The following is a 24,419-nucleotide window of genomic DNA, read 5'->3' as shown; positions in this document are numbered from 1 at the left end:
AAGTATAGGTTAACCTGAACTGAAGGTTATAATTTATCAAAACCGCGTTTTTGACGCTGTGAATAGCACTTTATTTGGGGTATCCTAATGGCAATTTTTTATTAGTTTGCAAGAAGTCTGGAACCATAGATGCAAGAGCAATATAACCCGCAAGATATAGAGTCAAAAGTACAAAGCTACTGGGAAGAAAACCAGGTATTTAAAGTCACTGAAGATGAGAGCAAAGAAAAGTATTACTGCCTTTCTATGTTCCCTTATCCGAGTGGTCGACTGCATATGGGTCATGTGCGTAACTACACCATTGGTGATGTTGTTTCTCGTTTCCAGCGCCTGCAAGGCAAAAACGTAATGCAACCTATGGGTTGGGATGCGTTTGGTTTACCTGCAGAAAACGCTGCTATTAAAAACAAAACAGCACCAGCTAAGTGGACATACGAAAATATTGATTACATGCGTACCCAACTTAAGCAATTAGGTTTTGGTTATGACTGGGATCGCGAAATTGCGACATGTCATCCAGAATACTACAAGTGGGAGCAGTGGTTTTTCACTAAGCTTTACGAAAAAGGCCTAGTGTATAAAAAAATGTCGACAGTTAACTGGGATCCAGTGGATCAAACCGTATTAGCTAACGAGCAAGTTATTGACGGTCGCGGTTGGCGTTCAGGCGCTGTGGTTGAGCAAAAAGAAATTCCACAGTGGTTTATTAAAATAACCGACTACGCACAAGAGCTACTTGACGATTTAGACAAGTTAGAAGATTGGCCAGAGCAAGTTAAAACAATGCAGCGCAACTGGATTGGCCGCTCTGAAGGGTGTGATATTGAATTTAAACGCACCGATAACGACGAAACATTTAGCGTATACACAACACGTCCAGATACCTTTATGGGTGTTACGTATGTTGCTGTTGCCGGTGGTCACCCTATTGCGCAAGAAGCCGCTAAAAATAGCGACGCTATTGCAATGTTTGTTGAAGAATGCAAAAACACCAAAGTTGCCGAAGCAGACATGGCAACAATGGAGAAAAAAGGCATTGCAACAGGCTTTTACGCCACTCACCCATTAACGGGCGAGCAAGTACCAATTTGGGTCGCTAACTTTGTATTAATGCATTACGGCTCAGGCGCTGTTATGGCAGTACCTGCACACGACCAACGCGACTTTGAGTTTGCAACAGCGTACGGCCTAGATATAAAACAAGTTATTGCGCCTGCTGAGGGTTCAGAGCTTGAAGTAAACCTAAAAGAATCAGCATTTACCGATAAAGGCGTACTTGTAAACTCGGGTGAATTTAACGGTCTAGATTTTGAAGCTGGTTTTAAAGCGATTGCCGATAAATTAGAAGCACTCGGTGTTGGTGAGCGTAAGGTAAACTTCCGCCTGCGTGACTGGGGTGTGAGCCGTCAGCGCTATTGGGGTTCTCCAATTCCTATGCTTAGCGATGAAGATGGTAAAGAACTTGCTGCAACAGAAGATATGCTACCAGTTCGCTTACCAGAAGATGTGGTAATGAACGGTGTAACGTCACCACTTAAAGCAGACCCAGAATGGGCTAAAACAACAGTAAATGGCGCACCTGCGTTTCACGAGACTGATACGTTTGACACCTTTATGGAATCGTCTTGGTACTACGCACGCTACTGTAGCCCACGCTACGACGAAGGCATGCTAGATCCTGCGGCTGCTAACTACTGGTTACCAGTAAACCAATACATTGGTGGTATTGAGCATGCAATTTTACATTTATTGTACTCGCGCTTTTTCCATAAATTACTACGTGACTTTGGTTTAGTAAACTCAGACGAGCCGTTTGACCGCTTACTTTGTCAAGGTATGGTACTTGCTGAAACATTTTATCGTAAAGATGAAAAAGGCGGCGACATTTGGATTTCGCCAAGTGATGTAAACACCGAAACCGACGATAAAGGCCGCGTAACTAAAGCATGGCATAAGGAAGACGGCGAGCCGGTATTCTCATCAGGCATGAGCAAAATGTCTAAGTCTAAAAACAATGGTATAGACCCACAACATGTAATTGCCCAGTATGGTGCAGATACAGTGCGTTTATTCATGATGTTTACAGCACCACCAGAGCAAACGCTTGAATGGTCAGACTCGGGTGTTGAAGGCGCGCATCGTTTCTTAAAACGTGTATGGAAATACGCGGTAGACGTTAAAACAGTAGGTTACCAAGCACTTGATAAATCAACGCTAACTAACCCGCAAAAAGTACTACGTCGCGACTTACACAAAGCCATTGCTAAAGTGACTGATGATGTTGAACGTCGTCAAACCTTTAACACCGCTATTGCCGCTATTATGGAGCTTTCTAATAAGTTATTAAAAGCACCACTGAGCGACAAGCAAGATGTAGCCATTGCCAACGAAGCACTTGAAGCATTAATTATTATGCTTGCACCTATTACTCCGCATTTATCGCATGAGCTTTGGAAAGAGCTTGGTAAAGAAGGTGAAATTTTAGATGCGCCATGGCCAAAAGTTGACGAGTCGGCTCTTGTTGAAGATGAAAAATTAATCATCGTGCAAGTAAACGGCAAGCTTCGCGCTAAGTTAACTGTGGCAGCTGATGCAACTCAAGAGCAAGTAGAAGCCCTTGCGTTTGCAGAATCTAACGTAACTAAATTTACTGATGGCTCAACCATTCGTAAAATCATTTACGTACCAGGCAAGCTACTTAACGTGGTAGCTAACTAATATGGCTGCATTTAACGCCATTAAAAATGGACTAGCCTTAGTGCTAGTCTGTTTTTTGTTATCAAGCTGTGGCTTTCATTTAAAAAAAGCCTCTAGCTTGCCTGATAACTTAAAACAGCTAACACTTGTAGGCGATGACGAAAAATCGACTTTATTCACTGAGCTTAAAAAAGAGCTTAAAGCGAGTAACGTAGAGTTAGTATCGTCAGCTAAAGATAAAGCCCAATTGTATTTACGTAAAGAAAGCATTGAACGCCAAACACTTTCGCTGTTCCAAAACGGCCAGGTTGCTGAATACGAGCTCGCTTATGGCGTATCGTATGTAGTTAAACTCCCAGGTGAAAAAGCGATAGAAAAACGTTTTGAGCTTTATCGTAATTACCAAGACGATCCGGATCATGCATTAGCAAAAGCAAAAGAGCTTGAACTACTTATTAGCGAAATTCGTGAGCAGGCCAGTCGTCGTATTGTTAGAGAGCTGTCGCAACTATAATGCGCTGCTACGCTAATCAACTACCGAGTGAATTAAATAAAGGGCTAAAGCCCTTTTATTTAGTATTTGGAGAAGAGCCTTTTCAAGAAGCACAGTGCGTACAACAAATTCGCGACAGTGCTAAGCAACAAGGTTTTGATGAAGTAATTAAGTTTACTTTAATGCAAGGATTCGATTGGCAAGAAATCATAGCCCAGTACCAAAGCATGTCGTTGTTTAGCGCGCGTACTATTATTGAGCTTGATTTAAACCAACAAAAGCCAGGCGTTATTGGCAGCAATACCTTTAAAAAAGTGGTTGAACTCGTTAACCCCGATACTATTTTAATTGTTAAAGGCGCTAAAGCTAGCCAAGAAGTACAACGTGGAGCATGGTTTAAAGCCCTTGATAAGCAAGGCGTATTTGTTCCTTGTTACCCGCTTACAGGCACTCATGTAAAACGATGGCTTGACGATCAATGCCAACGTTTATCGCTTAATGTACAAAACGACGCCAAGGTAAGCTTAATTAATGCCACTGAAGGCAACTTATTAGCGTGTTTCCAGGAGCTTGAAAAGCTCTCGCTACTGCACGGCAATGCATTAATTACTCAGCAATTAGTAATGCAAGGTCTGTTAAATCAAGCCAAATTTGATATTTTTGATTTAAGTGATGCACTGTTAAATGGCCACGCCAAACAAGCTATAAAAGTATTAAATAAACTTGCCAGCGATAACACCGAAGTCGTGAGCATATTGTGGGCTATAACCAAAGAGCTTAATACACTAATAAGTGTGCAACTTGGTTTATTAAATGGCGAACCTATCGCTAATTTATTTAAACAAAAAGCAATTTGGAAAAACCAACAAGGTCCAGTTCAAAACGCAATTAACCGTTTAAATATGCACACGCTTGAGCAAATAAACAGTGATGTAGCGTTGTTTGATGCCAGTTACAAGCAAGGTAATTTAATTGCACCTTACCAAGCGCTTGCTCATATTTGTATTAAGTTTTGCCAGCCGCTCAACATTCCTATGCCGTGCCACGCGGTTAATTAATAAATAACTAATGGGTGTTAAATGATCGCAATTTTTGGTGGCACTTTCGACCCAGTCCATTTAGGCCATCTAAATATGGCGCAGCAATGCGTAAATGCGTTTAATTTAGATACGCTTTACTTTATGCCCTGTGCACTGCCTGCTCATAAAGCAGCTTCGGGTATTAGTACACAGCACCGAATTAATATGCTCAACGCAGCCATTGCACCTTATCCTCATTTTGAACTCGATTTAAGAGAACTTAATCGAACCGGTCCATCGTATTCGTTGCTGAGCTTACAAGAACTTCGTAAAGAGCAACCCACTACACCTATTTTATTTTTAATTGGTATGGACTCATTTAACAACCTAGATAAGTGGTTTGAGTGGAAGGCAATAACGCAGCTTTGTCATATTGTGGTGTATCAACGCCCTGCTCAAAATTGCACTGTAAAAGGTGAGCTTAAAAGCTATATGCAAAACGCAAATGCCAGCGAAGTAGCAACACTTAAACACTCACTTGCAGGTAAACTTTATTTTTTACCGGGCGAAATGCTCGATGCGGCCTCAAGTACAATTCGTAAGCAGCTGAAAAAAAGTAATAAAAAGAATGAACTATTACCCGATGCAGTGAGTCATTACATAGAAGTGCATCAGCTCTATCAAATTGATGCTTAAAAACTCCTAGCGTGTTAAAATGCGCGCCATTAAATTTTTAAATTGAGACAAAACCTTGGATTCAAAACAACTACTCGCCTTTGCTATGGACAAAATTGACGATATGAAAGCGCGTGACATCGTTCATATTGACGTAACTGGAACATCAGATATCACAGATTACATGGTAATTTGTTCTGGTACTTCTAAACGCCACGTACAGTCAATTGCCGATCATTTAGCAAAAGAAGCACGTCACGCAGATTCAGAACCATTAGGTTATGAAGGTGAAGGCGACGGCGAATGGGCACTGGTTGATTTAGGTGATGTGGTTGTACACGTGATGCAAAACGAAGCACGTAGCTATTACGATCTAGAAAAACTGTGGGGCTAAACGCTCACTCATTTTAGACAATGCTTGGAAGTAATACGTGAAAATACAAATGATTGCTGTTGGTACCAAAATGCCAGCATGGGTAGAAACGGGATTTGCAGAATATCAGCGCCGTTTCCCTAAAGATATGGCCCTAGAGTTAATTGAAATTCAAGCCGGAAAACGTGGTAAAAATGCAGATATAAAACGCATTTTACACATTGAAGGTGAAAAAACATTAGCGGCTATTCCAAAAGGCAATCGTATTGTAACGTTAGAGGTAACAGGGAAAGCGCTGGATACTCACCAACTTGCTAAAAATATGGAAAAATGGCAACTCGATGGCCGCGATGTAAGTTTACTTATTGGCGGACCTGAAGGACTTGCTCCAGAATGCATTGCGGCTTCTGAGCAAAAATGGTCGTTGTCTAATTTAACATTGCCGCACCCTTTGGTGCGTATAATTGTTGCAGAGAGCCTTTACCGAGGCTGGAGCTTAAATAACAACCATCCTTATCATCGCGAGTAACGCCTTGCCATGCTAAAACATAGACCCACTATTCGTGACCACTCCGCAGAAGCAAACTTATTTGCTAGGCGAGCATTCGTGGGTTTTGTTTTTGTATTAGGATTAGTCGCAGTATTGCTTTCTAATCTTTATACTATTCAGGTAGAAGATCACGAAGACTACCAAACTCGCTCCAATGATAACCGCATTAAAGTTATTCCTATTGCACCCAACCGTGGTTTAATTTACGACCGTAATGGTGTACTACTTGCTGAAAACAAACCTGTTTACAACCTTGAAGTCATCCCCGAAGAGGTAGATGACCTTGACGAATCGCTTGATCAAATAAGTAAAATAATTGCGATTACAGAGCAAGATAAACAAGACTTTTTAAAAGATATAAAACACACCCGTCGTTTTAAATCACAAGTATTAAAAGCCCGCTTAGACGAAACAGAAGTAGCGAAATTTTCGGTTAATCAACATAAATTCCCCGGTTTTAGTATTGAGGCACGTCTGGCTCGCTACTACCCATTTGGCGACACGCTAACGCATGCGCTTGGATATGTTGCCAAGCTTAATAGAAAAGAGCTAAACCAATTAGAACAAGAAGATCGTGCAACCAATTACCGTGCTACATATGATATTGGCAAGCTCGGATTAGAAAAATACTATGAAGAAACATTGCACGGTAAAGTGGGCTCACAACGAGTAGAAGTTAATAACCGTGGCCGTGTAATTCGCACCCTAAGCATGACCCAACCACAACCTGGTAGCGATTTAGTACTTACCTTAGACATTGGCTTGCAACAAATTGCACAGCATGGGCTTAAAGATATGCGTGGCGCTGTTGTCGTTATGGATGCAAAAGATGGCGGCGTGCTTGCCCTTTATTCAAACCCAAGTTACGACCCAAATTTATTTGTACACGGCATTAGCAGCAAAAATTATAAAGCGTTACTTAACCAAGACCGCCCATTAATAAACCGTACTACGCAAGGTCGCTATGCGCCTGCCTCTACGGTAAAACCTTTAATGGCAGTATTAGCGCTTGAAGAAAACATAGTAAATGAAACAACATCGATGTGGGACCCGGGCTTTTTTCAAATTCCAAACGTCGAACACAAATGGCGAGATTGGAAACGGTGGGGGCATGGCCACGTTGATGTATACAAAGCAATTGAAGAATCCTGCGATACCTACTTTTACGATGCAGCTTATCGATTAGGCATTACTAAAATAAGCGACTTTATGGCGCGCTTTGGCTACGGTGATTTATCAGGAATTGATATTCACGAAGAAACCACTGCTATTCTCCCTTCAAAAGAATGGAAAGAAGGTCGTTTTAAAGAGTCTTGGTGGCGCGGCGATACAATTTCGGTAGGCATTGGCCAAGGTTACTGGACTGCCACACCGATTCAAATTGCAAACGCAACTAACATATTGGTTAATCGTGGTATTAACCACCCACCCCATTTGGTGCAAGTGGTAAAAAAAGATAACGATGTAACGCAAATAAATAATGAAGAAAAACCCCCTGTTATTTTAAAAGATCCCCGCCATTGGCAGGTATCGTTAGATGCAATGCATAACACGGTTAAAAAAATATCAGGTACAGCACACAAAGCATTTAAAGGCACTAACTACGACTCGGCTGGTAAAACAGGTACTGCGCAAATAGTCAGTATTGCCCAAGGTGAGCGTTACGATGCCAAATCACTTAAAGAACGCCAACGCGATAATACGATTTATGTAGGTTTTGCACCTTACAACGATCCAAAAATTGTGGTTTCTGTTGTATTAGAAAACAACCACGGCGGTATTCAAATTGCCCGCCAACTTATGGATTACTACTTTGCAGCCAATCCAGTTAATCTTGCAAGGAACGATACACCATGACCGCTTTGCACGATAAACGCTCTATTTGGATGCGTATGCATCTAGATTTACCATTGCTTATTGCATTACTTATAATGATGGCTGGTAGCATAATGGTTGTATACAGCGCCAGTGGTCAAGAATCCTCAATGATGATTAGACACATGACCCGTATGGGCGGCGCGATTGTTGCTATGGTTGTTTTAGCCCAGTTTTCGCCTGCCACATTAAAACGGTTAGTGATCCCACTTTATTGTGTTGGGTTATTAATGCTAGTCGGTGTGCTTTTATTTGGCGTAAGCTCAAAAGGCGCGCAGCGCTGGCTGGATTTAGGTGTTACACGGTTTCAACCTGCAGAACTAATGAAGCTGGCAGTACCGATGATGGTAGCTTGGTACATAGGACGTAATCACTTACCTCCTCGGCCAATGCACTTAATTATTGGTTTTATGATTGTAATGCTCCCTACATTATTAATTAAAGAACAACCCGATTTAGGCACCGCTATACTTATTGCAAGTTCAGGTATATTTGTCTTGTTTTTGTCTGGTTTAAGTTGGCGCTTAATCGGTTTTTTAAGCTCTATTGTAGCGCTTGCCGCATGGCCATTTTGGCACTACGGTATGCACGATTATCAAAAGCAGCGTGTACTCACCTTTTTGGACCCTGAGAGCGATCCGCTTGGTTCTGGTTATCATATTATTCAATCTAAAATTGCTATTGGTTCAGGCGGTATAGAAGGTAAAGGCTGGCTACTTGGCACACAATCGCAACTAGAGTTTTTGCCAGAGCGCCACACCGATTTTATATTTTCAGTTTTAAGCGAAGAATTTGGTTTATTTGGCGTATGTGTTTTACTTAGCCTGTACTTATTTATTATTGGCCGTGGTTTATATATTGCTGTTAATGCACAAGATGCATTTGGTAAATTGCTCGCAGGCGCGCTCACCCTCACCTTTTTTGTGTATGTATTTGTAAACATAGGCATGGTCTCGGGTTTATTACCTGTTGTAGGCGTACCTTTACCACTGATTAGTTATGGTGGTACATCGATGGTGACGTTAATGGCAGGATTTGGCATTATTATGTCAATCGCAACAGATAAAAGGATGCTTTTAAAATAATGCGACACACTACTCAGCTTATATTTACCACGTTATTAATTTTGCTTTTAAGTGCATGTAGTAGCGGCTCTAGTAGCCGTTATAGCATGCGCCATGATGCAGCACCGCTTAGAGCACCGACTACACTTGAGATGCAAGACGCTATAGTTACCGAAGTTACTAAAAGTGCCAGCGCTAGCCGTCCGTATACAGTGCTTGGTAAAAGTTATTCGCCCATGCTTGATGAGACGGGCTTTAGCGAGGAAGGTGTTGCCTCTTGGTATGGTCGTAAGTTTCATGGTTACCACACCTCAAATGGTGAAACGTACGATATGTTTGCCATGACCGCAGCGCATAAAACGCTGCCGCTGCCTAGCTTTGTTAAAGTAACCAATACAGCAAATGGTAAATCGGTAATTGTGCGCGTAAACGACCGGGGCCCGTTTCATGACGATAGAATAATTGACCTTTCGTACGCAGCCGCTTATAAGCTTGGCTATTACACCCATGGTACAGCAAAGGTTAAGCTAGAGGCCGTTACGCTTGCGGGCGCAACTGCGCGTCAAACCTATATTCAGGTAGCTGCAGGTAGTACACTTGCTAACATTGAAGCACTTGCCAGCACATTGCGAGAGCAATACAAATTACCAACAAATATCGTTCAAAAAGACGATATTTACAGATTGCATTTAGGACCAATAAAAGACACCCCTCATGCAGACGAAGTATTAAAAAAATTAAAACAAAATCAATTTCAAAACGCGTTCTTGCTTTACACTCAGTAAGACCTTTAGAATGGCGTAACGCGAATCTTTAACTTTAACCATTAATGAGTATGATGAAATCTATTAAACAAAAAATCCTCAAAGGTGTATGCGGCCTAGTTTGTACAGCCGCCGTATTCTCAGCCAGCGCCCAAATTATTCCGGCACCACCTCAAGTTAATGCAAAAGGTTATTTTTTAGTCGACTTTACAACTGGTAAAGTAATTGCTGAAGGTGAAGCTGACACACAGCTAGCACCTGCAAGTTTAACTAAAATGATGACCAGTTATGTAATTGGTACTGAAATTAAAGCGGGTAATATTGCCACTACCGATATGGTAACGGTAAGCGAAAAAGCATGGGCTAAAAACTTTCCAGAATCTTCAAAGATGTTTATTGAAGTAGGTAAGCAAATTAGTGTTGATCAGCTTAACCACGGTATTATTATCCAATCAGGTAATGATGCATGTGTTGCAATGGCTGAGCATATTGCTGGAAGCGAAAGCGCATTTGCTGATTTAATGAATGCCCATGCTGCTAAATTAGGTATGAGCAACAGTCACTTTATCAACAGCCACGGCCTTGATACTGACGAGCACTTCACAACTCCTCGCGATATGGCGACACTCGGTGCTGCACTTATTCGTGATGTGCCAGACGAATACGCACTTTATAAGCAAAAATCATTTACTTATAACGGTATTAAGCAATATAACCGTAATTCATTATTGTGGGACGAAAGCTTAGATGTTGATGGCATTAAAACTGGCCATACATCAGAAGCAGGCTACAGCCTAGTTACCTCAGCAACCAAGAACGATATGCGTTTAATTGCTGTTGTTATGGGTACTTCAAGCGAACGCGCTCGTAAAGTAGAAAGCAAAAAACTACTTAACTATGGTTTTCGCTTTTATGAAACAATTACTCCGTACAAGGCAGGCGATAGCTTTGCAGAGCAACGTATTTGGATGGGTAACAAAGAGAACGTATCTTTAGGTATTTTAGAAGATACACCAATTACTATCCCACGTGGTCAGCACAAAAACCTTAAAGCTAACTTTGAGCTAGATAACACGCTTGAAGCACCCCTTGCTAAAGGTACTAAAGTAGGTACGTTATTCTTACAACTAGAGGGTGAAGATATTGCTCAATACCCACTAGTCACACTTGAAGAAGTGGAAGAAGGCAGCTTCTTTAGCAAAATTTATGATTACTTACGCTTACAGATAATGCAGTAATTTATAGCTCCCCTATTAACTAGGGTAACTAATTTAAACGTCTCCACTGTGAGGCGTTTTTTTTTGCTTGAAAAATGTTAGAATGCGCCTCATATAAGCAAGACTGCTAATTGCCTATCTGTATTAAGCTTCAAGCTTGCATAGAGTCCACACTTTTGTATGAGGAGTCACCGTCGTGGTTCAACCTGTTAAAGATACTAAATTTGATGAGTACCTAGAGTACCCTTGCCCATTTACATTCAGAATAATGGGTTTAGCTAATGTAAACTTAACTGATCAAATTTTAGCTAAGTTACAACCAATAGCACCTGGCGATTACGCCCCTAAAGTAAAACCAAGCAGCAAAGGTAATTACGAGTCAGTAAGCCTTGTAGCAACGGTTACTAGTGGCAAACACATTGAAGAAATTTACAACGTGATCAGCAATATTGATGACGTACGCCATATGCTTTAAGCCATAGTTGAGATTTGTTGTGAACGAAAACACTTTGATCGTACGCCAACTGGGTCGTCAGCGTTATATGCCAATTTGGCAAAAAATGCAGGACTTTACCGACACCCGTGATGAAAATACGCCAGATGAAATTTGGCTTGTAGAGCACGAGAGTGTATTCACCCAAGGTCAGGCTGGTAAGGACGAACACTTACTGGCTCCTGGCGACATTGAGGTGATTAAAGTTGACCGTGGCGGACAAGTAACTTATCACGGCCCTGGCCAGCAAATGATGTATGTATTATTTAATCTACGTCGTTTAAAAATTGGTGTACGTGAACTGGTTACATGGCTTGAAGAGTGCATTATTGAGTCACTCGCCGAGTATGGTATTGAAGCTTACGCTAAAGCTGATGCACCAGGTGTTTACGTTAACGACAGCAAAATTGCATCCCTTGGGTTAAGGGTTCGTCGTGGTTGCTCGTTTCATGGCTTAGCATTAAATGTTAACATGGACCTAAGTCCATTTTTACGCATTAACCCATGTGGTTATGCGGGCATGAATATGGTGCAAACTAAAGAATTAGATGGTCCTCAAAACCTAGAAAGTGCAGGTGAAGGATTGGTAAAACACATGATCAAGAAGCTTAATGCAACACAGGTTAAGCATACTGAAGGGTTTGAAAACGAATGAATAAACCAGTCAAAATGGAACCAGGTGTAAAACTACGCGACGCAGAAAAAATGGCGTTGATCCCAGTAAAAGTTTTACCTACAGAAAAAACTGAAATGTTGCGTAAGCCAGAATGGTTAAAAATTCGCTTACCTAAATCAACCGATCGCATTGACGGCATTAAAAAAGCGCTACGTAAGCATGGCTTACACTCAGTATGTGAAGAGGCTTCGTGCCCTAACCTATCAGAGTGTTTTAACCACGGTACAGCCACCTTTATGATTTTAGGTGCTATTTGTACTCGTCGTTGCCCATTTTGTGATGTTGCTCATGGTCGCCCATTAAAACCTGATGCCACTGAACCTGAAAAGCTAGCACTTACTATTAAAGATATGAAGCTAAGCTACGTTGTAATCACTTCGGTTGACCGTGATGATTTACGCGATGGTGGTGCACAGCATTTTGCCGATTGTATTCGCGAGATTCGTAAACATAATCCAACTATCACTATCGAAATTTTAGTACCTGATTTTCGTGGTCGTATGGACCGCGCACTAGAGATATTAATCGAGACGCCACCAGATGTGTTTAACCACAATCTTGAAACTGCGCCACGTTTATACAAACTAGCTCGCCCAGGTGCTGACTACAAATGGTCATTAGAATTACTTCGTCGCTTTAAAGAAGCTCACCCAGAAGTTAAGACTAAATCAGGCTTAATGGTAGGTTTAGGTGAAGAAATTAGCGAGATTGAAGAAGTACTTCGCGATTTACGTGCACACAACGTTGACATGCTAACTGTAGGCCAATATCTACAACCTTCTAAGCATCACTTACCGGTTAAACGCTACGTGCCACCAGTAGAGTTTGACGGCTTAAAAGCGTATGCAGACGAAATTGGCTTTACTCACGCGGCGTCAGGTCCGTTTGTACGCTCAAGCTACCATGCTGATCAACAAGCAGCGGGCAAAGAAGTAAAATAACCACTTTTATCAAAGAACAAAAAAAGCCGTTAATAATGCATAATTATTAACGGCTTTTTCATGCTAATTGATCAAATAGCTTACTGCGCTAACTTACCTTTAGTGATAGAAAAATCAGCAAACCTAACACGTTCTTCATCAATTCGAAGACTGTCGGTTTCAACAATTGAGCGGTATATCCCCCACTTAGGACGAGCAAAATCATCATCACTAAAGCCGCGCCACATATCTATGTTTTGCTCGCTTATATTAAATATCACTGCGTTGTCGCTTAAGCGCGTTAATGTCATATCAAGCTTACCACTTTCACTAAATGTAGCTTGTACAAATACCTCGACCCATTCATCTGTAATTAAAGACCAGTCGGTTTCAATTAAGTTTCTATCAAGACCCGTACTGTTGCCGTTTTCATCAAACCCCGCGCTATATCGAACCTGTAGTTGATTACCTGTACTATTTTTTTGTGCACCTGAGAGAGTGATAATAGGCTGATCGTCATTACCATTGGTGTTGTCGTTACTCTCGTTACGGGCTTTTATTTGAAAAAAATGGCTAAACTTACTCGTAAGCTCAAGCTCGCTACTTACTTTAAATTTCCAGCTGTATTGAAATGTCTCGCCCTTAAACGCCAGTGTTTGTTGTGGTGATTTATCGTAGGTTTTTATTTCATTACGTTGTCTGTCACTTGCACCTTTGTCTTTATCTTGGTCATCATCTCGGTGGGCTAAAAATACAAAATGGTTGCCAATTATCGTATCGGTATCTTCGATAATATGGACAACACTTTCATGATTGCCAACGTATAAGTCTGGAGATTCAATTGACCCTTCGCCGAATGCATTTTCAATAAGTGTATATGCGTCAAGTCCCGAATCTACACCATCTGATTGTAATAACACGTTCGAAATGTTCTCAAAGCCATCAGCTTGAGCTATTGGTGCACCTACAACTGTTATGATAATTTGTGCGCTAGTACCATCTACAGAGTTTACTGTTATTGTGTCTTGCAGTGTTTCACCCTCATTGAGAGATGTTATTGAAGCATTTAAATCATCAAGTGTGTATGACCAATCTCCACCAGCATTTAAGCTAAAAAAACCATAGCTTGTAGCGCTATTTTCTTGTGCTATAAAAGCAGCCTCACCGGATTGTTGATCAGTAATGGTTAATGAGCCTGTTATTGCATCATTACTATCACTAATAACTTCGCCTCGGCTATTACCACCAATTATTGCAGGAGTTTGTAAAGTAATCGCTTCATTATTTTGCACCGTAGAGCCAGAGCTGCCACAACCAACAACTAAACAAGATAGAAGTGCGGTTGTAATTACATTACACAGTTTAAGATTATATTTAGGCATTGTTAGTTTTATAGTTAATAGTAAGTTAATAAAACATAAACTTACCAATTAACTATGCAAATAACCACAACTCAATTACCAATTAACATGACCAATTTGATGGCAATCCATTTGAAATTATAAAAGCTATGTTTTTCAGTGTGATACAAACAATTATTCCTATAGAACGTTTATTTATATATGTTTTAAAATAAAATTAGGTTAAAGCTGAGTTACTTGAGATAATTAGTACTGACATAATTATTTAGGTTCATTATGAAACTATTAGTTCGCAACTTGTCTCGTGCTACCACTGAGCATGAGCTTCGTACTTTATTTGCAGAGCACGGTAAAGTGACTACCTGCAACTTGGTACTTGATAAAGAAACTGGCCAATCTAAAGGCTTTGCCTTTTTAGAAATGCCAAACGACATAGAAAGTAAAAGCGCCATTAAAGCACTTAACCAATCTACTGTTGATAAAAGTAAGATCCGCGTAAAGCTTGCAGACGCATAAAGCTAACTGCAACTTATACTAAAAAACCAGCTAATGCTGGTTTTTTGCTTTTAGTGCCAAGTATTGTATTTAAGCTTTATATTTAGCTAAAAAAACTAAGCGGTTATTAAGCCGCTTTTTTTATACTTATAGTGCCCAATATAATAAAAGAAGCAGACAGCACAAAAAATGTCTCCTGCTCAGCTAATATTGCAGCAGCAAAAAATGCAATGCCACTAGCTATAAATAAATACCCACTTTTTTTACATTGGCTCATTATGTGCTCCCTTAGGTTGTTCGTTATTTATACACCTTATCAAATCAATCTGCAATTGAATGAAAAGTTCTCTATAAAAATTCGACATCGCTGCGGTGCTTCCTTTATATTGAAAGCCTAATTAAATAACAATATGAAGACTATGGCATCTACTCTTTTAAAAAGCGCTAGCCTAAGCCTGCTAGTTGCACTCTTTGGCTGCTCAGAGCCTGCAAGCCAACAAACCCCATTAGAAAATACAGCCGGTGTAAGCCTTAGCAATATTAAACAGCATATTAAAACGCTAGCCTCTGATGACTTTCAAGGCCGAGGCCCGCTTACTCATGGCGAAGTGAAAACAGTAGGCTACTTAAGCGAGCAATATAAAGCGCTGGGTTTAACCGGTGCTTATAAAGGTAAATACTTACAGCCTGTAAAAATGGCAATGGTGACAGCTAATCAGGACATGCAGTTAAAGGTAGGTGATTTGAGCTTTGAATCAGGCAAAGACTTTACCGCACGTACCGAGCAACTTCAGCCATTAATTGATGTAAGAAGCTCTGACGTTGTATTTGCGGGCTACGGTATTAATGCGCCAGAATATAACTGGAATGACTATAAAAATATTGATGTAACTGGTAAAACAGTAGTTGTGCTAGTTAACGATCCAGGCTTTGCTACTCAAAACGATGCCCTTTTTACTGGCAATGCAATGACCTACTACGGTCGCTGGACTTATAAATATGAAGAAGCCGCTCGCCAAGGTGTAAAGGCTGTATTTATTGTTCATGAAACAGCACCTGCGGCATACCCTTGGGGCGTAGTTGAAAGTTCAAACACCGGCACTAAATACACGTTAATGGATAACAATTTAAACGCGTCTAAATTACCGGTTATGGGCTGGCTAACACTTGATGCGACTGAGAAAATGTTTAACGCCGCAAAGCTTAACTATCAAGATTTAAAACAAGCAGCATTAAATGATGACTTTAAAGCAACGCCACTTAACTTAAAAGCAAACCTTGCCTTTAAAAACGAAGTATCTCATGCAAAATCGCATAACGTAGTTGCACAAATTACAGGTAGCGAATCACCTGACGAATACGTTGTTATTAGCGCTCACTGGGACCACTTTGGTACTAAACAAACTGATACTGGCCCTAAGATTTATAACGGCGCAGTAGATAACGCTTCAGGCACTGCAGCCACGCTTGAAATAGCACGCATCATGAGCAAAATGAATAAGCAAAAACCATTTAAACGCTCAATTATTTTTGCTAACTTTACAGCAGAAGAAACGGGGTTAATTGGTTCTGAAGAATTTGCATCGGGTGCGGTTGTACCTACAAAACAAATGGTCGGTCTATTAAATATTGATGGCATGAACGTGCTTGATGGCACTGACTACATTTTACAATACGGTAAAGATTTATCGACAATGGAAAACTATTTAGCAAAGGCTGCAAAATCACAAGGCCGTGTTGTTAAAATGGATCCTCGCCCGCAAAATGGCTTGTTTTTTAGATCTGATCATTTCTCACTTTCTAAGCAAGGTGTGCCTAGTCTATTATTTATGAGCCTGGGCGATACCGATCCTGAGTACATTGCGCATAAGTACCATAAAGAAGCAGACGACTACTCAGCTGATTGGTCGTTAGGTGGCGTTAAGCAAGATATAGATCTTATTGTTGATATAGCCACTCAACTTGCAAACAATGGCGATTGGCCAAAGTGGACGAGCGAGTCTGATTTTAAAGCTAAACGCGCGCAAGATAAGCAATAAATAACTATTAATAGTTGTGTAATATAAAAATCCTCCTACTTGGAGGATTTTTGCTTTAAACGAGCCCGCATTAATAGCGTTTCGGCCTTTGCCCCTAAGTAAACATAAATAGCCAGTGCAATTAAAAGCCCCACTACTGCAAGCATCATCGCTATTGCAGGCATTAAATACTCCGATTGCCCCAACGCCGCTTTAAACATAGTTAACAGCGCCTCAATTGATATAGCAATTAACACTGTAGATATAAACCGTGTAATAGTGCGCCGCGTAGATGAGTGCCTAAAAATATCCTTATGCATAAGGATTTCTTCTTCGAGTATTGTTTTACCTAAATCGAATACTGCTAATGCTAGGGTGATGTAAATAATGATACTAAAGGGTTCAAGTGGATCTGATGAGGTATCTACATGGGTTAATAGCGCGTATATATCACTAAAAACGATATTCAGTAAAAATAATACTAAGCAAAATAAGCACGCCACAATAATACCATAACCCGCTTTAAAGTAAGGCGACATATTAGCGCGCGCAGTATCACCCATTACAAACTCAATAAGCTGCGTTAAGCTCACATCAACGACCAAGTAATGTTGATTATTAATTGGTTTTTTTAGTTCTTTAATCGCCGATATACATAAATGGTTAGTCGCTATAGAAATGTAGGGATCAGTAAAGCATACCCTATCACTTGTTTTAGCGTTCAAAAAATAGGGTCGCTCGCTTAAATCTTGTTGATTACCACTTTCACCTAGTTTTTTGCTATATGCCCGTTTAAAGCAGACATTATTACCCTGCTGCAAACCTTCTGCATTTAAACAATATTGTAATTCTAAAAATGGGTACTGCTTAATCAGGTAGCGGGTATCACGCTCTTTAGTTAACCCATCCTCAATACTCATCAAGATAGATTCAAGTAAACTGTGTATTACATGCTCATATTCGTGGTAGCGCTCAACACTACTGATATAACTCATCCGCGCCATTTTAAACACTCATTAACCTAAGTTATCAATAGATTTGCAAGTTTAAAACCAACAATAAAATAACATAATAATCAGCAGTTTAATCATATTCAAACTTGAGTTTTGCACTACTTTGGTGAATAAATAATAAAATATTAAATTAAATGCACAAAAAAGCAGCTAAGTATTAATTACTTAGCTGCTTTGTGAGTATGATTAATAAGGTTTAAACCCGACTCAAATCTAGAGCCTGTTACTGAACCTTCGAAAACTCTTCTTTAGATAACTCGCCATTTCCATCTGCATCTAATTGATCAAAAAGCTGTACTAGCTGCGAGTTGACTTGGGCTTCTGTTTTACTAATTACGCCGTCGCCATCAGCATCAAAAGAATCAAAATCTACCGCAGCAAACGCTGCTGAAGAAGAAGCTAGGGCTACAAGTGCTAGAGTTTTGTGTAATGTTTTCATAATCGTTTCCTTAGGCTTTGAGCCTGATTGGAGGTAAGAAGTCCTTTTCAAAGATCCTTTAGGAGTAAAGTGTCTGTAAATTAATATTCAAAAAAATCATTTTCTGTCGGCCCACCGCTACTTTGAACATTCAGCTCATCAAATTGCTCTTTCACTTGTACCGACTCTACAGCCTGACTATCTGGGGCGTTGTCGGTTGTGTCTAGAGTTTCAAAGTTTGTGTTTGCAAATACGACTGATGAAGAAACAATAGCCATAAGTACAAGTGTTGATTGTAGCTTTTTCATAATATAATCCTTCAATAGTATGCGATGTCCTGATATAAATTTGCTCTATAGTGCTCTCTAGTCACATCCTTGTTATTCTTTTTAATAGGCTCCCTTGCCTATTTAGGTTGTCTTTGGCAACTCAGAATTTAGATTACATCACAGAGCATTAACTACTTAAGGCTCTGAAATTAGGCCTCAGAGAACTCGTCTTCTGATAACTCACCATCTTGGTTTGTATCGAGTTCTTCAAATTTGCTTAAAAGCTCAGCATCTACTGATGCTTCGGCTTGGCTAATTGCGCCATTACCGTCTACGTCTAGCGTATCAAAATCTGTTGCTGCAAAAGCCGCTGATGAAGAAGCTAGCGCCATTAGTACTAGTGTTGATTGAAATGTTTTCATAATAGTATTCCTTCATTGGGTTGTTGCGATTAGGCCTTTGGCTTTCATCACGTTTTGCTTAATACACTCTAGGTATTACAACTTCGATGCCACTTTTTATTTATTCTTTAAAAACAATAAGTTAAATGATATGAAGCGAGAAAAGCTTAATTTGGGGAGGTGTTATTGTTGCTATTTAGCAACAGCCATTTAACTAAAAACAATAAAGCACTATAAATCAATTGGTTAAGTTTAATTAAAAAGACACACTTTTGCTAAAAAGCCAATAAGAGGGCATTTGGGTTAGCCCTCAAAATAAACTGAATATGAACATGGAAATTACATAGGATTTATTCACGTCTATTAAAAAATTAATTCTTTTATAATTAGTTAGTTACATTAATTTTGAGATTTATTATAAAAACTTTGAAAGGATATTTTGAAATTAACTGTTTTGTTGCCAAATGGCGAATTTACCTAGGAAGGTTTCAATGTTAAAGCTAAGTTGTAGCATTCAACTCATAATTTGATGCGTTGTAAAATATAGGTTCGCTTGAGTTAAGCAAACCTACATCGTGTATCAGCTATCTGCAAAAGTGCCGCTATTAGAGATAGGTAAAATTACATAGATTTAAACTACCTCCACCCTTGTAGCCACTTTTGGTTATCTTTTAAATCTCGCCAACTAATTGGATATTGATTTTTTGACATAACAGCCTCAGTAATACATTCAATTACATTACCGTCTTCATCAAATTCCACCTCAACAATAATGAAGTGTTTTTCTTTATTTATAGCAGGTGTTGCGGTCCATTTACTATTCAATAATTTTTTAGGGTTTAATTTATTCATTTAATATATAGCGACTCTTACTAGTAAATTTATAAGGCAACTATACGACCCCAATACCTACTTAGTTCAAGTTACTGAGCAACTAGCTTGCCCTTATACATTTGCATTTGGCAATGAAAGTCATACTCACCGGCTTCAAGCGCAGGTAGTTTAACTGTATTGCCATCACCCATTGCTAGAGTTTTACTTATATCAAGCTGGGGAAATACCACTGTTTCGGCGCACGGCGCGCTGTCTTTTCTATCAAAGGTAAGTACAACCTCTTTGTTGGCTGCCACTTTAATATGTCCTGGCTTATAAACACCGTTATCAACAACTATCGTTACTTTGTTGTCATCACTTTGTGTTTGCTCTGGTTTGTATAGCCAAAACCAATAAATAATTGCGGCTATTAACAGTGCACCACCTATATTAATCATCAACATAATGTACTCCTTAGCTTAAATTACGATTTATTTGGTTTGAAAAAACGTAAGCGATTAGCGTTACTTACCACTGTAAGCGATGAAAGTGCCATAGCTGCACCTGCAACAACAGGGTTAAGTAGTATTCCAAAAAATGGATACAACACGCCGGCTGCAATCGGAATACCCGCCACGTTATAAATAAAGGCACCAAATAGGTTTTGTTTAATATTTGAAATAGTTGCATTACTCACTGCAATTGCATCAGCAAGTCCATGTAACGAACCACGCATTAAGGTAATGTCTGCACTTTCTATTGCAACATCGGTACCTGTGCCAATTGCAAACCCTACATCGGCTTGCGCAAGTGCGGGAGCATCGTTAATACCGTCACCTGTCATACCCACTATTTCACCGTTTGCTTGGCGCTTTGTTACTTCGTTTACTTTGTCATCGGGCATTACTTCTGCAATAAAGTCATCAATACCAACTTGCTTAGCAACGGCTTGTGCAGTGGCTTTGTTGTCACCTGTTAGCATAACTAAGTGGATACCTTTATCTTGCAGGCGTTTAATCGCTTCAACTGAATCCTCTTTGATAGGATCTGCTACTGCAATAATAGCTTGGAGCTTATTATTACTTGCAAAATACATGGGCGTTTTAGCATCACTGGCAAGTGTTTGAGCTTGCTCGGTTGCATCATCAACGGCTACATCGTATTTATCCATTAGCGCTTTATTACCAAACAACAATGTTTGCCCGTCAACACTGCCGGCTACACCTTTACCTATAATTGCATCAAAATCGGCTACTTTACTTAAAGTTAAGCCCTGCTTTTTAGCGTATGCAGTAATTGCTTCAGCCAGTGGATGCTCTGAGCTACTTTCTAGGCTTGCAACAAGTTGCATTACTGTATTTTCATCACTGTTGTTAAAGGTAACTACATCGGTAACTTGCGGTGTGCCTTGAGTAATGGTGCCTGTTTTATCTAAAATCATGGTGGTGATTTTAGATGTCGTTTGCAGCGACTCACCATTTCGAATTAATATTCCTGACTCAGCGGCTTTACCAATACCCACCATAACCGACATAGGGGTTGCGAGTCCTAACGCACAAGGACAAGCAATAATAAGTACCGTAGTTACTGCAACAACTGCATAAGCAATTGATGGCTCAGGTCCAAAGTTTAACCATGCAAGCCCTGCAAGTACCGCAATAATCATAACTGTTGGTACAAATATTCCTGATATAACATCAGCTAAGCGCCCTATTGATGGCTTAGAGTTTTGTGCACGCTTTACCATATTGATAATATTGGCAAGTGTGGTTTCGCTACCAATGTGAGTGGCTTTAAATAATAAAGTACCACTTTTATTTATACTTCCGGCAACAACTTTATCGCCCGTTTTTTTGCGGACGGCCATTGGCTCACCAGTAAGCATTGACTCATCAACTGTACTACTGCCTTCAATAACATCGCCATCCACAGGGATTTTTTCACCCGGGCGTACGCGTACTTCATCATTTTTTACAACATCACTAATGTCGATGTCTTGCTCTTCGCCACCACGAATTACGCGTGCAGTTTTTGGTTGCAGGCCAATTAAGCGTTTAATTGCTTGTGAGGTGCGCCCACGTGCTTTTACTTCAAAAGCGAGCCCTAAACTAATTAAACCGATGATCATCGATGATGCTTCAAAATATACGTGTCTTGCGACTTGTGGTAATAAGTTTGGCGCTATTACCACAAACATTGAGTACAACCACGCAGTACCTGTACCAAGTGCTATTAAAGTATCCATATTGGCAGCATGGTTTTTGAATGCCTGCCATGCACCGTTGTAAAATTGTTTACCTGATATAGCCATAACCACAAGCGTGACTATACCCACTAAAAACCATGCTATTCGTTGTGTATCGGTGGTCACACTCATGTCAAAAATAAGCCCGTATATCATTAACGGCGCACCGACTCCTAACGCTAATATCATATTACGCATTAGCTTTTTGTAATGTGCCTCGTCCGACTTTGCTTTTTCATCAAGTGCATCTTGATCAGACTCGTTACTCATCGGTTTGGCTGAATAACCAATGTTTCCAACTGCTTTAATAAGCGTACTTTCGTCAGCTTTACCTTCTACGCGTACAGTACGCTCAGCAAAGTTCATTTCCACGTTTTGCGCACCTTGCACGCTATTAAGGGCTTTTTCAATTTTGGCTACACAACTGCCGCAATTAGCGCCTTCAATAATAAAGTTTTGCGTGGTGTCTTTTGTATTAGTCGTCATTACGCTGCTCCTTATTTACGGAATCGTTTATTGGATCAACAAAAGATTCTATTAAACTACACACGTCACTGGCATTTGCACCATCGGCTGATGTATCCCATTGCTCAAGGGCTGCATGCATTCTGTTTCGTAGCTTTAATGTTTCTTGAAATAGTGCTTCGGTTTCTTCTAGGCGTTTAGTAATGAGTTTGCGTGTTAAAGGACAAGGACAATTTCCCTGCTCTGACTCGCCTATAATGTGTTGAATATCTTTGAGTGAAAAACCAAGTTGACGAGAGCTAATAATAAACTTTAAACGCTGCTGGTCTTGCTTTGTATATTCTTGATAGCCATTTTCTTCACTGCGTATTGGATTAAGTAACCCAACACGCGTGTAATGACGAACAGTATCGGCAGTCACGCCCATTAACTTGGCGAGTTGTTTAACATACATAATTTGACTCCGTCGTGTTTCAGTGGCTTCACAATAAACCTAGGTGCAACACATAGGTCAATGACTATTTTAAAGCTAATAAAATAATACCAATTCGCTTAATTAAGTGACCTGTTTGAGAGAATAAAATCGTGTTGATAACAAGGCAAAGATTTTATTATTTAGTTGTTATCACTAATTGCCTCTGCTTCCATGCAGTCGTATATCAAAAATGATTAAGTATTATTGCTCATTGGCATAATGACACAAACAGAATTAACTTAAGCTGATACTGGCGTTTATTATCAGGAGGGGTGAATTCAGGAGAGAAGCGCCTAAGTAAGGCGCGTATTAATCTAAGGGCCTGTTGAACATTAGTGGTTAAACTTACAGCAGGCTGTTTGGTTTTTAGCCAAGGTAGGCCTATTTATGTGGTTATTCCCCATAAGTTGGCGATAACGCAGCACAAATACCAAACATGCGCTGCCCTTTGGATTATTTCTAGGGACGATTAACTCTTTGTTGCCTACATGGATATAGATAAGGGCCGTGAGCAGGACGCGTGCTCGGTTTTTGCTTATTCTTACATGAATGTAAGCCTGTAGGGTAACGCAGGAGCAGTTACCGAGCTCACTAGGTTACAAACCTCGCGCCGCAATTTAATCTTCCTTGGATTGAATAAATTCAATCCACAAAGATCTACATGCCCTAGTTTGATTCGCTACGGCTTTGCTCTAATTCGTCGCTTAGCTGCTGCGCTAAAGTTTGTATTTTAGGCATGGCATCTTTCATTAAGCTTTGAGACATTTGCATAGACTCTTGCATTACAACAGGCATTTTTTCAAGTATTTTTTGCCCGGTATCTGTCTTATAAAATGCTAACATATCAGCAATCTCTTGCTCACTAAAATGTTTGTCGTACACGCTAATCATCATCGGCTGCATTTTGGCCCAGCTCATTTCGGTTTTTAATACCGTCGTCATGTCACCATAGTACTTATCAAAAATTGCCTGTTCAGAAGGCTTAACACCCATTTGATCAGACATACCTTTCATCATACCTTCAACCTGGCCGTACATAGAATCAACCATTGAATCTAAGTTCATTACACTAATAAGTTCATCTATTTTTTGCTGTTTTGTATTTTGCTCAGCATATAAACTACTAGAAAAAATCAGTAATGATAAAAGTAGTACCTTACCCATAATAATATCCTTTAATATAAATAATCGTTTTATAGTCACATGATTAATTAGTATTGTAAAGGGGACAGGTAATCATTAAAAAAGCCGAATAAATCGCGTTTATTCGGCCTTTTATTAGTGCGCATTTGCGTTAATCGTCCTCTACATTATCGAGACCTTTAGTGCCTTCTTTAGCTTTTAGCTTATGATGAATAGCTGATTTTATTAGCATGTAACCACTAATCGGCGCCGTAATTAGTAAAAATATAGTAATGAGTATTTCTCTAACACTGAGTCCATGGCCTGAATTTACAAAATAAACCATAGCTGCGATTAACATACTTGCCATACCCAACGTTGTTGCCTTCGTTGGTCCATGCAAACGCATAAAAAAGTCAGGCAGTTTAATTAAGCCTATCGAGCCAATTAAAATAAACGTACCACCAAATAACAATAGTATTGATACAACCCATTCGCTGATCATGTT

At 39.9% G+C, this 24,419-nt stretch carries 27 protein-coding genes; 15 read left to right on the top strand and 12 right to left on the bottom strand.

Annotated features, from left to right (window positions below; genetic code table 11):
• Nucleotides 1-129 precede the first annotated feature (129 nt).
• The 13 genes from leuS to lipA all read left to right on the top strand — a co-directional run bounded on the left by leuS (nucleotide 130) and on the right by lipA (nucleotide 12,837).
• On the top strand, nucleotides 130-2,718 hold the full coding sequence (leuS, locus tag BW142_RS10335; RefSeq protein ID WP_076924813.1) for a leucine--tRNA ligase: 2,589 nt from the start codon (nucleotides 130-132) through the stop codon (nucleotides 2,716-2,718).
• Nucleotide 2,719: 1 nt separating this feature from the next.
• Nucleotides 2,720-3,211: an LPS assembly lipoprotein LptE gene (gene lptE / locus BW142_RS10330; protein WP_024594704.1), complete on the top strand. Its 492-nt coding sequence runs from the start codon at nucleotides 2,720-2,722 to the stop codon at nucleotides 3,209-3,211.
• The gene (gene holA / locus BW142_RS10325; protein ID WP_024598223.1) at nucleotides 3,211-4,248 is read left to right on the top strand and encodes a DNA polymerase III subunit delta; all 1,038 of its coding nucleotides are present in this window, start codon (nucleotides 3,211-3,213) and stop codon (nucleotides 4,246-4,248) included. Before lptE ends, holA begins: the two co-directional genes overlap by 1 nt.
• Nucleotides 4,249-4,269: 21 nt before the next feature.
• A complete protein-coding gene (nadD, locus tag BW142_RS10320) occupies nucleotides 4,270-4,905 on the top strand; it encodes a nicotinate-nucleotide adenylyltransferase (protein WP_076924812.1) in 636 nt (211 codons plus the stop codon).
• A 55-nt stretch (nucleotides 4,906-4,960) separates the two neighbouring features.
• Nucleotides 4,961-5,278: a ribosome silencing factor gene (gene rsfS / locus BW142_RS10315; protein WP_007585564.1), complete on the top strand. Its 318-nt coding sequence runs from the start codon at nucleotides 4,961-4,963 to the stop codon at nucleotides 5,276-5,278.
• Nucleotides 5,279-5,315: 37 nt separating this feature from the next.
• Nucleotides 5,316-5,786 carry a 23S rRNA (pseudouridine(1915)-N(3))-methyltransferase RlmH gene (gene rlmH / locus BW142_RS10310; protein ID WP_007585562.1) on the top strand — a complete coding sequence of 157 codons (471 nt, stop codon included), beginning with the start codon at nucleotides 5,316-5,318 and terminating at the stop codon, nucleotides 5,784-5,786.
• Nucleotides 5,787-5,795: 9 nt separating this feature from the next.
• Nucleotides 5,796-7,664 carry a penicillin-binding protein 2 gene (gene mrdA, locus BW142_RS10305; RefSeq protein WP_076924811.1) on the top strand — a complete coding sequence of 623 codons (1,869 nt, stop codon included), beginning with the start codon at nucleotides 5,796-5,798 and terminating at the stop codon, nucleotides 7,662-7,664.
• Nucleotides 7,661-8,767: a rod shape-determining protein RodA gene (gene rodA, locus BW142_RS10300; RefSeq protein ID WP_076924810.1), complete on the top strand. Its 1,107-nt coding sequence runs from the start codon at nucleotides 7,661-7,663 to the stop codon at nucleotides 8,765-8,767. The genes mrdA and rodA overlap by 4 nt, the downstream gene beginning before the upstream one ends.
• Nucleotides 8,767-9,531, top strand: a complete 765-nt coding sequence (locus tag BW142_RS10295) for a septal ring lytic transglycosylase RlpA family protein (RefSeq protein WP_076924809.1) — start codon at nucleotides 8,767-8,769, stop codon at nucleotides 9,529-9,531. Before rodA ends, BW142_RS10295 begins: the two co-directional genes overlap by 1 nt.
• Before the next feature lie 53 nt (nucleotides 9,532-9,584).
• Entirely contained in the window at nucleotides 9,585-10,748 is a 1,164-nt protein-coding gene (locus tag BW142_RS10290) for a serine hydrolase (protein WP_024598218.1), read from the top strand.
• Nucleotides 10,749-10,923: 175 nt separating this feature from the next.
• Nucleotides 10,924-11,202, top strand: a complete 279-nt coding sequence (ybeD, locus tag BW142_RS10285) for a DUF493 family protein YbeD (protein ID WP_002958517.1) — start codon at nucleotides 10,924-10,926, stop codon at nucleotides 11,200-11,202.
• A 19-nt stretch (nucleotides 11,203-11,221) separates the two neighbouring features.
• On the top strand, nucleotides 11,222-11,875 hold the full coding sequence (gene lipB, locus BW142_RS10280; protein ID WP_010554695.1) for a lipoyl(octanoyl) transferase LipB: 654 nt from the start codon (nucleotides 11,222-11,224) through the stop codon (nucleotides 11,873-11,875).
• Complete coding sequence (gene lipA, locus BW142_RS10275) at nucleotides 11,872-12,837, top strand: lipoyl synthase (RefSeq protein WP_002958515.1); 966 nt, start codon at nucleotides 11,872-11,874, stop codon at nucleotides 12,835-12,837. Before lipB ends, lipA begins: the two co-directional genes overlap by 4 nt.
• 80 nt (nucleotides 12,838-12,917) lie before the next feature.
• Here the strand turns inward: lipA and BW142_RS10270 are convergent, their stop codons facing one another.
• Nucleotides 12,918-14,198, bottom strand: a complete 1,281-nt coding sequence (locus BW142_RS10270) for a VCBS domain-containing protein (RefSeq protein WP_076924869.1) — start codon at nucleotides 14,196-14,198, stop codon at nucleotides 12,918-12,920.
• A 255-nt stretch (nucleotides 14,199-14,453) separates the two neighbouring features.
• On the opposite strand from BW142_RS10270, the gene BW142_RS10265 reads away from it, so the two are divergent.
• On the top strand, nucleotides 14,454-14,693 hold the full coding sequence (locus tag BW142_RS10265) for an RNA-binding protein (RefSeq protein WP_007585551.1): 240 nt from the start codon (nucleotides 14,454-14,456) through the stop codon (nucleotides 14,691-14,693).
• A 106-nt stretch (nucleotides 14,694-14,799) separates the two neighbouring features.
• Here the strand turns inward: BW142_RS10265 and BW142_RS20725 are convergent, their stop codons facing one another.
• Nucleotides 14,800-14,949, bottom strand: coding sequence for a hypothetical protein (locus BW142_RS20725; RefSeq protein ID WP_007585545.1), 150 nt, complete (start codon nucleotides 14,947-14,949; stop codon nucleotides 14,800-14,802).
• A 142-nt stretch (nucleotides 14,950-15,091) separates the two neighbouring features.
• Here BW142_RS20725 and BW142_RS10260 point away from each other — a divergent pair, with 142 nt between their 5' ends.
• Complete coding sequence (locus BW142_RS10260) at nucleotides 15,092-16,711, top strand: M28 family metallopeptidase (RefSeq protein WP_076924808.1); 1,620 nt, start codon at nucleotides 15,092-15,094, stop codon at nucleotides 16,709-16,711.
• A gap of 35 nt (nucleotides 16,712-16,746) precedes the next feature.
• Here BW142_RS10260 and BW142_RS10255 read toward each other — a convergent pair whose 3' ends face one another.
• The 10 genes from BW142_RS10255 to BW142_RS10210 form a co-directional block, all read right to left on the bottom strand.
• Nucleotides 16,747-17,694, bottom strand: a complete 948-nt coding sequence (locus BW142_RS10255) for a PDC sensor domain-containing protein (protein WP_024605575.1) — start codon at nucleotides 17,692-17,694, stop codon at nucleotides 16,747-16,749.
• Nucleotides 17,695-17,926: 232 nt separating this feature from the next.
• Entirely contained in the window at nucleotides 17,927-18,142 is a 216-nt protein-coding gene (locus BW142_RS10250; RefSeq protein ID WP_076924807.1) for an EF-hand domain-containing protein, read from the bottom strand.
• Nucleotides 18,143-18,222: 80 nt separating this feature from the next.
• Entirely contained in the window at nucleotides 18,223-18,429 is a 207-nt protein-coding gene (locus BW142_RS10245; RefSeq protein ID WP_076924806.1) for a calmodulin, read from the bottom strand.
• A gap of 170 nt (nucleotides 18,430-18,599) precedes the next feature.
• Nucleotides 18,600-18,812 carry a calmodulin gene (locus tag BW142_RS10240; protein WP_024605574.1) on the bottom strand — a complete coding sequence of 71 codons (213 nt, stop codon included), beginning with the start codon at nucleotides 18,810-18,812 and terminating at the stop codon, nucleotides 18,600-18,602.
• Between the two features lie 615 nt (nucleotides 18,813-19,427).
• A complete protein-coding gene (locus tag BW142_RS10235; protein ID WP_076924805.1) occupies nucleotides 19,428-19,643 on the bottom strand; it encodes a TIGR02450 family Trp-rich protein in 216 nt (71 codons plus the stop codon).
• A 71-nt stretch (nucleotides 19,644-19,714) separates the two neighbouring features.
• Nucleotides 19,715-20,068: a cupredoxin domain-containing protein gene (locus BW142_RS10230; RefSeq protein WP_007378488.1), complete on the bottom strand. Its 354-nt coding sequence runs from the start codon at nucleotides 20,066-20,068 to the stop codon at nucleotides 19,715-19,717.
• 20 nt (nucleotides 20,069-20,088) lie between these two features.
• Complete coding sequence (locus BW142_RS10225) at nucleotides 20,089-22,335, bottom strand: heavy metal translocating P-type ATPase (protein ID WP_076924804.1); 2,247 nt, start codon at nucleotides 22,333-22,335, stop codon at nucleotides 20,089-20,091.
• Nucleotides 22,325-22,768, bottom strand: coding sequence for a MerR family transcriptional regulator (locus BW142_RS10220; protein WP_076924803.1), 444 nt, complete (start codon nucleotides 22,766-22,768; stop codon nucleotides 22,325-22,327). Before BW142_RS10220 ends, BW142_RS10225 begins: the two co-directional genes overlap by 11 nt.
• A gap of 687 nt (nucleotides 22,769-23,455) precedes the next feature.
• On the bottom strand, nucleotides 23,456-23,953 hold the full coding sequence (locus tag BW142_RS10215) for a DUF2059 domain-containing protein (protein WP_024598210.1): 498 nt from the start codon (nucleotides 23,951-23,953) through the stop codon (nucleotides 23,456-23,458).
• A gap of 130 nt (nucleotides 23,954-24,083) precedes the next feature.
• Nucleotides 24,084-24,416 (bottom strand): Na+/H+ antiporter subunit G, encoded by a 333-nt coding sequence (locus BW142_RS10210; RefSeq protein WP_024598209.1) that lies wholly within the window; start codon nucleotides 24,414-24,416, stop codon nucleotides 24,084-24,086.
• Nucleotides 24,417-24,419: the final 3 nt, after the last annotated feature.

It is taken from the genome of Pseudoalteromonas sp. EB27 (assembly GCF_001974875.1).
GTDB lineage: Bacteria > Pseudomonadota > Gammaproteobacteria > Enterobacterales > Alteromonadaceae > Pseudoalteromonas.
The sequence above is the reverse complement of the archived record's forward strand: the minus strand, read 5'-3'. Positions and strand labels throughout refer to the sequence as shown.